This is a genomic window from Bradyrhizobium sp. 61, assembly GCF_023073075.1.
Taxonomy (GTDB): domain Bacteria; phylum Pseudomonadota; class Alphaproteobacteria; order Rhizobiales; family Xanthobacteraceae; genus Bradyrhizobium; species Bradyrhizobium barranii.
On sequence record NZ_JADPIU010000042.1, the window covers coordinates 1 to 9,301 of the forward strand.

A 9,301-nucleotide genomic window follows, 5' to 3' on the forward strand; every position below is an offset into this window, starting at 1 on the left:
CTTGGGGCAACTCAAGTCGTGACCCCGTTGCATCATCTATCGGGGGACAGCCACCATCATCCCCCCTTGCTCGGAGCCGGGCCCATTACGGCATCTAGAATGGCATCAACGAGTTAGGCGAGCAGAGATGGCGCGATCTGCAGCAAACTGTGAAGCCCGCTACGAGCCCGCCCATGCGCCCAAACGACCCTGCCCCGCACTCCGACAGCCCCGAACCCAAAATAACGCGCCGGCGGCCGGATTCTGGCGCTGTGTCGGGCAAGCTCGCAGCGACGCCTAGCGACATCCGCAAATTTCGCGTCAGGGAGCTGCGCGCGGCCGCTGCGCGGCTTGTTCGCCGCGCCGAGGTGCTCCGCGCGGAGGCCAAGCGCTTGCTCGAAATGGCCGAGCGCGAGAAAGCGAAGCTGGCGCGCAAACCCCGGAGAAAACCCCGGAGCGCAAGCCAGGCAACCGCTAAGCCTTTGCGTCGTCGCGGCTAATCGATCCGCGTCCGACGTGTTTCTACTCCCGCGGGTTGCAGGTTCGAGTCCTGCTGGGATCGCCAGCGAAAAGCTATAATAATCAAAGGCATTTAGCCCGCCGGGCAATAAAATAATACACGGTTTGACTAGAACAATTGCGGGATCAAATCACCGGAAAAATCACCGGAGTGATTCCGCACAGCGAAACCTGCGTCGCTGTGGTAGCCCACGCCGTGTTTGCTCGTTTGTCTAGTGGCAGAGTTCGATGAAGCGACTCCGCAAAAGAATAGGCCGCCAACTGAGGCGGCCTCAAGCGGGGGGCTCCATGAATTGGCTTGTGGCACTTCTATTTGTTGGACTCGTTTTGGTTTTCTGAGATCGTGGTGGCAGCGTGTGGCCGCCCTTCGCGAGGTGCACGGGACCAATCCGCAGCGTTTTTCCCGTCGGCCAGTACCGAGTCCAGTAATGCCGTGTGTCTAACTGCGTGGGCTATGATGTCAGGGGCATCTCTCAGACCGCCGCCGGTCCCTACGGTAGCAGTTCGGCGGCCGCCTGGAATAAATCCACGTCGTTGTTCAGCAGATCTTGGAGGGTCGGCTCATGTATCTTGTCGGGCTCGATGCCGAGGTCCTCGATTTCGGTACCGGCCTGGGCACCGACGCGCAGAGTGCGCCGGATCGCGACACGCATACTACCGCCCTTGGGCAACGGCTGCAGTGCCCCCGCGCCGTGCAGCAGCTGTCGTAACAGATCGATGGTCCAGACGTTGGCCCCGCCGGCGCCCGTGTTGTTGTCCACCCCCAGGATCTTGCCGATGCCATGGTCCTTGAACCCCGCGGCGAACATGTCCGTCGTGCTGTAGCAGCGAGCATCGATGATGAGCACGACCGCCCCCTTGTAGCGGTGGCCGATGTCGTTGCAACGCTCGGGATCTGTGATCGGAAAGGCGGCGGAGAAGGCCGCACCTGTCTCAACCGCACGCTCGAGCGAAGGTATCCACACCGCGAGCTGCCCGTCCGCCTTGGCCAATTCCACCGTCAGTGGCGTGACTGCGAACTGCGCACGCGTCGGTTCGATCCGCTTCGCCGTGAAGAGCTGGAGCAACCGCTCGCCGGCCCAGATCAGACCGCCTCCGTTACCGCGGACGTCGAGGATCATGCGCTCTTTCGGGAAGTCCGGATGCTCGAGCAGGCGAACAACCTCGTTCACGAACGGCTCGTCGCGCTGGACGGAGAAGGTGCGGATGCGCAGGTAGCCGACCCTCTTTCCTCCCAGATTGAGCATCTGCACGTCGAATACGTCCGGCATCACCGACTTCAATCCCTGCACAGCGGCGGCGGCGGCGATGGCCGTAGCCTCCTCGGGCGTGCTACCTCCTGCGGTCGTGTAGCCTGCGCTCGCGCGCGCCCGGCGAATCCGGCTGCGCTCGGCGAGCTTCTCCGGAGAGAACAGGAGGGCGTTTATCCGCCGACGAACGTCGCCTTCGAGGTCGAGGCCGAGCGCCAGTGCGGCGCCCGCCGACTGAACGCTCCCCTCGTCCTCGGGCTGGGGCACGTCCACCACCGACCATTCCGCGCGGAACTCTCGCTGCACTCCCGCCAGATCCGTGTAGCCGACGATGACCCACTCGTCGTCCGGCGGTGCTGAGATCAGCAGAGCGCGTTGCGTCAGCCCGTCTACGCCGCGGGCATGGCGTGCGTCCGGGTTGCTGCCGGCGTGGTAGTTGGCTGCGATCTCGACCGCGCGATCGATGGGCACCGCGTTCCAGTAGTTGATTCTGACGCCCTTGTTGAAGTTCGCGTCACCGATGCCCTTCATCGTCTCCGTGACGATGTAGACGCGACTCCCGTTCTCGTAGCAGTGCTTCAATCGGAACGGCAGGAATGCGGCGGCCTTCGCGAAATACTCCGGCAGTATGTAGTTGGTGTGCAGGTCGCGCAGGCCGGTGAAGATATCGGTCAGCTCGTTGTGGAAAGATATCTCGGACTCGTAGCGGCGGAGCCGTCGACGCAGGAGCCGCAGCCGCTGCACCGGATCAATTCCGTGCATCGCCTTCTTGAGCTGCAGATGCGCATAGTATCCGTCGAGCAGAAGGATGGCTTGGTCGACAATGCTCATGCGTTCCTCGGGGCTGAGCTTGTCGATACCGGCGAGGTAGTGGTGCAGGCCATGTCCGCCCTGCAAGACGCCTCGCACGCTGTCGTCCGCGGACGCGGCGAGAGAGTCGAGAGTTCCAGAACCCGTTGTCGACGAAGGAGGAGGCGGCGCGAGTGGTCCCACCGCGGGATACGGCGCGGAGGGCGGCTGGACCTGCACCAACTCAATGCCCGCACCGACCCGCACGCTGATTTCGAGCGGAATGGTCCACGTATTCCCGCCGTCGGCTTGGTTCGCGGCCATCTCTACCTCGCCTTCTGCACAACAGACTCGACCGGGTCGCGGTCAGTCATGTTGATGCGGCCAGTGTAGATCGCACCCCTAAGCGGTGAGCCGAAAGCATACCGAACAGGCAATCCAGTTGCAAGCCCCGCAACACACTCGCACGCCGGTCCCGCCCGACCCAAGACGTCGGCTTTAAGGTGACGACACGATGAACTTTAGATCCACGTGACCAGAACGGGAGTTCCTCTTTGGCTACGATTGCAAGAGTTAAGTCGCGAGGTCGTCACCGGGTTTTTGCCCTGAGGTTCTCGCCACGGATTAGGCAGGCCTCGTGACATTTTGGTCCAAGTTGTCGCATTTGCCGGCGCCAACTGCGCAGGTAGCATCGTCGCTTTCCTACCAACGAGTGGGTGATGCCATGAGAGTGGGAATTGTTATTTTGGCCCTGTTGATTTTTTGACACCCGCAATCGCGCAAACGGTATCAGGGAGAAGGCCCAGGAGGGGACGGATCCACAAAACCAAGTTGCAACTATTGCACCCGTGAATCCAGCTCGCAGAAGGCGCAGCGCGCTCGATGGTCAAACGCGAGCGAGAGGGCAAACTGTGAGCGGGCGGCGTTTGACTGGGGTCCACATGGATGAGGGCTTGCAAGTAGGCTCGAAACGGATCGCAAGTTTTATCATCGCGGTCCTTCTGGCGGTAGTGTCGCGAGCTGCAGCCTATGGAGCCGTTGCTGAATTTTGGGGCAATGAGGGTTCGCCGGAAGCCCTGCAGTTTCTCGCTCAAGCTCACCCGAGCATGGAATTTCTGTACTCTGACAAGCCTCATCTGGGAGCTTCGCGTAGCCCATCTCCAGCGCCGGTACAGGCTCCAGAGAGCCAAGCCAAAAGTGCGAGCGGTGCAGGCATAGTCAGACTGGTTTGTAAGGGTACCCTCAGGATTCTTGCTTTCGGGAACGGATATTCGGAAAACAATACCAGTGCTTTCGAAGTCGTGCTTGAGATTGACTTGACCAAGCGCACACTAAAGGCTGACGGCTTCACCTACAAAGACGCCGAAATAAGCGACACATTTGTTGCGGCACGCTATCCGGATCGCGAAATCGAAGCGATCACGGTGAACAGAATTACAGGTGGCCCCAGCGGCTGGCTCAAGGCTCGGCTAGCCCCTATCCTGTCGCCATGATCAACACCGCCCTCACCCGCCGCCGCGCCGACAATCCGCATGAGGAGACCTGGCATATCTACTTTACCGACGTCCGCATCGGCGCGATCGGCGTGCGCACCGGCGTGCCTGTGCACGTCGATCAATGGGAATGGTCGGTCGGTTTCTATCCCGGCATGGAGCCAGGCACATGGCGGAGTGGCATAGCCGCGACCTTCGAAGCCGCGCGCGAGGCTTTCGAGACCGCATGGTCGGAGCTACAGCCGAGCATCCCCGACAATGCCTTCGTCGAATGGCGCCAAGACCGCGACTGGCGGACCGAGGTAGCGGCCAAGCTGGCGCGGGGTGAGAAGCTCGACAGTGAGATCAGAAACACGCTGATGCGCTGCGTCTGCGGCAGCACATTTGACAGCTGGAAGCCGGCGGAGATCTATTCCCACCGAGCACACATCACCGCCGCGCAGGCGGCCAATGGGACACGCCGATGAAGCAAGCCGAAGGACGACCCTATGCGAACCCGGAAGTGGCCGCGCGCAAGCTCGTCGAGATCGCGGCCAAGGTCGAAGCTGTGCAGGACGGCCGCATCTATATCGAGCGGATCAACGCGCAGTTCATGTTCGAGCTGAAGGGCAGCGGGAGAGAGTTCGGCGCCGGGCTCAGATATGCGATCGAGCAAGGCTGGTTATCGAAGCACGAAAGCGGCACCTACGTGAAGCTGATGCGGCTCGGGAAAGACCTGCTGACTCTCAAACAGGAAGGTACTGCTGAATAGGCCGCGAACTGAGGCGGTCTTACCCCGTCTTCCGTTCTAGCATCGCCATTTCAACTTGGTCCGCCAGAAGCGTGAGATGATTAGCGAGCCGATCAAAAAGCTCGCGCTTGGATTTGTCAGTCGCAAGATCGCGGATCAGAGTGCATTCCGCCGCTTCTTTGCGAAGCTTTTCCGCCTGAGCCTGATAGTCCTTCATCGACCGATGCCTGCTGCTTGTTCTGGCAGTTTCATCCTCGGAACAGGCAGTGTCAATCTGCTCTTACTTCGGTGGCTGAAGGCCGGGAGAGGTCAGCCAATCGCTCAGATGCGCGCCAGTCTCTGCTAAGCGTGCCTTCCTAAGTAGGCCCTCGCGATCTGTACAAGCCGGGAGCTTTGCAGCTTGTTCTTTGAGCTTGGTGGCTAGTTCGGCCATTCGCTCTTCGAGGGAGCGCGTTTGCTTTACTCTGCGGCGCTTTCCCATGGCGCGCCCCCTTGAGCAGTTGAGGATGACTCCAAAACTGGGAAAGGTAAGAACAGTTCCGAAACTGGAACGATCTTTTTTTGCCTCGGCGGAATTCGAACAGGCCGCAAAGGCCTCAATGCCTGCGCCGTTCGAGCGCGAACGTGAATTTGAGGTGGAGCACCGAACCGATATCGTCCCGGACATCAATCGACAGCTGTTGGCTATCGCCCCCCAAGGTGCGGATGGCATCTCGGGCCATTTCGGCAAGCGAGCGCGCCGCCTCTTCTCTCACCTTCTCTATAGTTGAGAGTTCCAGACCTTCCTCATCCGGGAAAATCTCGTTCCCCTCTATGATGTCAAAATAGTACCGTCTCATCAGATCAGAACGACGCCGACCTTAAATTGTTCAGTTCGCAAAACCGGCCAAATCAAACTAGGCGCAACGAAGTGGGCCGGCGCCCTAGGCTAAACGTCGGCCGAACGTCATTGAGCGTGTTCGGACTAATCGAGCTTCGCGCAGCGGTGGCGCTCGCAACCTAACATTGTCCCTTAGTACAATGACCTAAGGGACAAGCATTGATTACGTTGGTCGGTCGAACGACCCGCAGGCACGAGAGGATTTTTCAAGAAATTTGATACGGAAGAGGAACTGACCCATGTATGTGCGTATCACAACGGATCAACGACCTCGGCCCAATACGCTCGATGAATTTGGTTTATCGGGTGCATCTGACCCATTTGTCAGCCTGAATGAGTTCACATACGGGAAAGGCACCGAAATCTTCGGCGAAGAAGAGCCCGCTATGTATGTCTACCAAGTCAAGCTTGGTGCGGTGCGAAGTTATAAGTTGCTTTTAGACGGTCGGCGCCAAATCGGCGCCTTTCATTTAGCGGGCGATATTTTCGGGCTCGAAAACAGCGACAAGCATCGTTTTACCGCCGAGGCGGTCGTCGAAACCATCGTGCGCCTGATTAAGCGAGAGAGCCTTCAAGTGATGGCCACAAGAGACGTTGTTGTCTCGCACAACCTGCTTAGTTTGACCACCCGCAACCTAGAGCACGCCGAAAACCATATGCTGCTCCTGGGCCGCAAGACCGCGGTAGAAAGGGTCGCCGCCTTCTTGCTTGAGATGGATTGCCGGACCGGAGCGGACAAGATGTCCCTCCCCATGAGTCGCCGCGACATTGCGGATTATCTCGGCTTGACACTCGAGACGGTTTCTCGCGCGCTATCTCATTTGCGTAAAGCGGGCGTCCTTACGTTCCTCGACCACTCCCAGCGAGAGATCATCTTAAACGACAGGCGACGGCTTGCCGAATTCGATCCGCACGGTCCGGCACAACCCTGATACCAAAAGGCGCGAGGGGCCGTTCGGCGGCGATGAGGGATACACAATCCCTCCACATCGATGACCGCGACCGCCTATTGAGAGAGCTAAAGCGATTAGTCCTTTGATATAGCTCAATGGGGTTGCCGGCGAGCTAGGTTCAAGGCTCTGCCATGAACAAGCCCTCCCAATCCGATAAGCCCGAGCCCAAGCCAACGCGCTTGGAGGACGCTCGCCGGATCATTGAGGAGTACGCTAACGACCTGCGCGAGATAATAAGAAAACTCCGTGAGAAGATGAATTAAAGCCGCCCGCCTGGGCCTAAGGCCCGCACCTAACTGCTTGCTCTTTCCGGCGCAGTCGAACGCTAGAACCGCGGTCATCGCGTTAACTGCGTGTCCGCAATTGGCCCGACTCGGACGTCCTTTGATCTAGATCAACCTTGAAGTGTGCGCGACTCCGATTCTGTGCGCCTCAGCATCTGTTAAAGGAGACGATCTCGTCATGAGCAACGATGACATTCCTAAAAACTCTAAGATCAGCGCCGAGCCGACCAGCGCAGGATTGAAACGTCGCGATTTGTTATTGAGCGGTACTGCTCTCGTCGCCGCTTCGGCGCTTTCGGCTGTTGGGCTCACAAGCCCGGCGCAAGCGCAGCAGCAACCGGGAGCCCTCGCAGCTGACGGAAAGCGTCCAAACATCGTTGTCATCATGGGAGATGACGTTGGTTGGTTCAACATCGGCGCCTACCATCGCGGGATCATGTCAGGCAAGACGCCGAACCTCGACAAGCTGGCATCTGAAGGCATGATGTTCACGGATTATTACGCCGAAGCAAGTTGCACGGCAGGTCGGGCGAACTTCATCACCGGCGAGTTGCCGATCCGCACCGGACTGACGACCGTAGGCCAAGCAGGTGCCGATGTGGGGATCCCGGCTGAGGCTGCGACGCTCGCCACCGCCCTGAAAGCACAGGGCTATGCCACCGGGCAGTTCGGCAAGAACCACCTCGGCGACCTGAACAAATATCTCCCGACCGTGCACGGCTTCGATGAGTTCTTCGGATATCTGTACCACCTAGACGCGATGTCCGATCCGTACTGGTACTCGTTCCCCGCCAACCAGGATTATTACAACAAGAACGGCCCGCGCAGCCTGATCCATAGCTATGCGACCGAGACCGACGATCCGACCGAGATGCCGCGCTGGGGCAAAATCGGCAAGCAAAGGATCATCGATGAAGGCCCGTTGCCGCCGTTCCCGGATATGTCGAACGTGCCTAACATGCACGATTTGCCCTTCCTGAAGGCGAAGTACGACATGACGACCTTCGACGAAGTGTTGGTTAAGTCTTCCAGTGACTTCATGGACAAGGCCAAGCGGGACGGCAAACCGTTCTTCGTCTGGCACAATACCACGCGCATGCACGTCTGGACGTTCCTCTCGAAGAAGTACGGCGCGATGCAGAACAGCGAGACGAATTACGGTCTCGAGGAAGCCGGTATGACGCAGATGGATGACAGCATTGGTGCCCTGCTGAAGCACCTTGACGACATCGGTGAGACCAACAACACCATCGTGATCTTCACGACGGACAACGGCGCGGAGGTGTTCACCTGGCCGGATGGCGGCATGACCCCGTTCAAGAACACCAAGGGGACCGTCGGCGAGGGCGGCTTCCGCGTGCCGTGCATCATCCGCTGGCCGGGCCAGATCAAGCCGGGCATCGTCGAGAACGGAATCTTCTCCGGCCTCGATTGGTTTCCGACCCTGATGGCTGCTGCAGGCAACCCGAACATCACCGATCAACTGCTGAAGGGCGTGAAACTCGGCGACCGGACCTACAAGAACCACCTCGACGGTTACAACCAGATGGACCTCCTCACCGGCCGAGGCCCATCCAAGCGCCAGGAGGTGTTCTACTTCGGCGGCGCGAATCTGGGCGCGGTTCGCATCGACAACTTCAAGTTCACATTCTTTGCGCAACCTTGGGGCTGGCCGGGCGAAAAGGTCACCACGGACATGCCCACAATGGTCAACATTCGCCAGGATCCGTTTGAGCGCACGCCGAGTATTCGCGGCGAGTCGTTCAACACGGGCGCTGGCGGCTATACCAATGATTTCTTCGCCCGTGAGTTCTGGCGCTTCGTCTCGGTTCAGCAGTATGTCGAGAAGTTGGCGCTCACCGCAATCGAATACCCGCCGATGCAGGACCCGGCTTCCTTCAACCTCGAGGCCGTGAAGAGGAAAGTCCAAGAGATGATTAAGAATCGCCCAGGTCAGTAAGCCACCCTGCAACCGGCCTGACGCTGAAGTTCGCACCACGAAAGGCCGCAGAGATGTCTGCGGCCTTTCGATTAATTCTGGGTATGCCGAGACGGGAATAGAGACTGCGACTTCAATCCCAGGCGATCTGAATGGAGTCCTCAATCAGCCAAGGGATAGGTTCGCTCATAAAAGTAGAACCCGTAGCAATGCCCACCGTTCCTAGTGCAATGTCGGACGGGACTTCGCCTCGATGACCTGGACGTCGGCGCGCACACCCGTTTTGTGCAATCTCAAAAGGCCTTGTGCCAACTGCCGCAGATCATCCCGCGCAGGACCGACCGGGAGTTTACGCGCCCGGCGCAAGACCTGTGCGGCATGAATGAGGTCGTGTCCCCGGAGGTGGTGTAGCTCGGTAGAGCAAAGCCGCCCGGACGCGCGCCCCCAGTAGCGCCGTAGCGGGCGGGCGGCTTTGCGGTGGTCAC

Annotated in this window: 8 protein-coding genes; 6 read left to right on the forward strand and 2 right to left on the reverse strand. The window is 59.3% G+C overall.

Annotated elements, in window-relative coordinates:
• Positions 1-989: 989 nt before the first annotated feature.
• Entirely contained in the window at positions 990-2,861 is a 1,872-nt protein-coding gene (locus IVB46_RS12515; protein ID WP_247305619.1) for a S41 family peptidase, read from the reverse strand.
• 617 nt (positions 2,862-3,478) lie between these two features.
• Between IVB46_RS12515 and IVB46_RS12520 the strand changes: the two genes are divergently transcribed.
• Genes IVB46_RS12520 through IVB46_RS12530 form a run of 3 tightly spaced genes read left to right on the forward strand, consistent with a single transcriptional unit; the run spans position 3,479 to position 4,781 of the window.
• Positions 3,479-4,030, forward strand: coding sequence for a hypothetical protein (locus tag IVB46_RS12520; RefSeq protein ID WP_247305615.1), 552 nt, complete (start codon positions 3,479-3,481; stop codon positions 4,028-4,030).
• Positions 4,027-4,497: a hypothetical protein gene (locus tag IVB46_RS12525; protein WP_247305611.1), complete on the forward strand. Its 471-nt coding sequence runs from the start codon at positions 4,027-4,029 to the stop codon at positions 4,495-4,497. Before IVB46_RS12520 ends, IVB46_RS12525 begins: the two co-directional genes overlap by 4 nt.
• Positions 4,494-4,781 carry a hypothetical protein gene (locus IVB46_RS12530; RefSeq protein ID WP_247305608.1) on the forward strand — a complete coding sequence of 96 codons (288 nt, stop codon included), beginning with the start codon at positions 4,494-4,496 and terminating at the stop codon, positions 4,779-4,781. The genes IVB46_RS12525 and IVB46_RS12530 overlap by 4 nt, the downstream gene beginning before the upstream one ends.
• Positions 4,782-4,800: 19 nt before the next feature.
• Here the strand turns inward: IVB46_RS12530 and IVB46_RS12535 are convergent, their stop codons facing one another.
• Positions 4,801-4,977 carry a hypothetical protein gene (locus IVB46_RS12535; protein WP_247305605.1) on the reverse strand — a complete coding sequence of 59 codons (177 nt, stop codon included), beginning with the start codon at positions 4,975-4,977 and terminating at the stop codon, positions 4,801-4,803.
• A 262-nt stretch (positions 4,978-5,239) separates the two neighbouring features.
• Here IVB46_RS12535 and IVB46_RS12545 point away from each other — a divergent pair, with 262 nt between their 5' ends.
• The 3 genes from IVB46_RS12545 to IVB46_RS12555 all read left to right on the forward strand — a co-directional run bounded on the left by IVB46_RS12545 (position 5,240) and on the right by IVB46_RS12555 (position 8,837).
• Positions 5,240-5,530, forward strand: a complete 291-nt coding sequence (locus tag IVB46_RS12545; protein WP_247342888.1) for a hypothetical protein — start codon at positions 5,240-5,242, stop codon at positions 5,528-5,530.
• A 349-nt stretch (positions 5,531-5,879) separates the two neighbouring features.
• A complete protein-coding gene (locus IVB46_RS12550; protein WP_247305595.1) occupies positions 5,880-6,572 on the forward strand; it encodes a helix-turn-helix domain-containing protein in 693 nt (230 codons plus the stop codon).
• 483 nt (positions 6,573-7,055) lie between these two features.
• Positions 7,056-8,837 (forward strand): arylsulfatase, encoded by a 1,782-nt coding sequence (locus IVB46_RS12555; protein ID WP_247305593.1) that lies wholly within the window; start codon positions 7,056-7,058, stop codon positions 8,835-8,837.
• The last annotated feature ends 464 nt before the right edge of the window (positions 8,838-9,301 follow it).

Bases quoted from the DNA above. Each gene is read 5' to 3' on its own strand.
- IVB46_RS12515 (WP_247305619.1), bottom strand. From the start codon at position 2,861: ATGGCCGCGAACCAAGCCGACGGCGGGAATACGTGGACCATTCCGCTC.
- IVB46_RS12520 (WP_247305615.1), top strand. From the start codon at position 3,479: ATGGATGAGGGCTTGCAAGTAGGCTCGAAACGGATCGCAAGTTTTATC.
- IVB46_RS12525 (WP_247305611.1), top strand. From the start codon at position 4,027: ATGATCAACACCGCCCTCACCCGCCGCCGCGCCGACAATCCGCATGAG.
- IVB46_RS12530 (WP_247305608.1), top strand. From the start codon at position 4,494: ATGAAGCAAGCCGAAGGACGACCCTATGCGAACCCGGAAGTGGCCGCG.
- IVB46_RS12535 (WP_247305605.1), bottom strand. From the start codon at position 4,977: ATGAAGGACTATCAGGCTCAGGCGGAAAAGCTTCGCAAAGAAGCGGCG.
- IVB46_RS12545 (WP_247342888.1), top strand. From the start codon at position 5,240: ATGGCGCGCCCCCTTGAGCAGTTGAGGATGACTCCAAAACTGGGAAAG.
- IVB46_RS12550 (WP_247305595.1), top strand. From the start codon at position 5,880: ATGTATGTGCGTATCACAACGGATCAACGACCTCGGCCCAATACGCTC.
- IVB46_RS12555 (WP_247305593.1), top strand. From the start codon at position 7,056: ATGAGCAACGATGACATTCCTAAAAACTCTAAGATCAGCGCCGAGCCG.